A 398-nucleotide genomic window follows, 5' to 3' on the forward strand; every position below is an offset into this window, starting at 1 on the left:
CGATTAAATCAATATCTTCGATTGAAATTGCTGCTTTTTCCAATGCCTTTTTCACTGCTGGTACTGGGCCAACGCCCATAATGCTTGGGTCTACCACGGCATTTGCAGTTCTTTAATCGTAACTAATGGCTGAAGACCCAATTAGGTGACATGTGTGTGTGCAAAGGTCATGCAGGTCTCTGGATTTGGAATATGTTTTTTCTTACGGTGGGGTGAGGCACATAAATAAGGTCCTGTGTTATACCCAAGCCCTTTCGATTATCCAGTTGTGGGATCGACGCTCCGCCGACCCACACCCAATACCCAATAAATAAATACAATTTGCTTCGTATTCTTTGAAACGTACATTTGTATTAATTAGGTTAATTATTGCATATAAGGGAATATAATTAGCCTTT

General features: G+C 40.5%; 1 pseudogene. It reads right to left on the bottom strand.

Features of this window, described 5'->3' with window-relative positions:
* Positions 1 to 141, bottom strand: a pseudogene (locus tag KW850_RS33900) (acetyl-CoA C-acyltransferase); the annotation flags it as partial.
* Positions 142 to 398: the final 257 nt, after the last annotated feature.

Source organism: Bacillus sp. sid0103 (genome assembly GCF_019219025.1).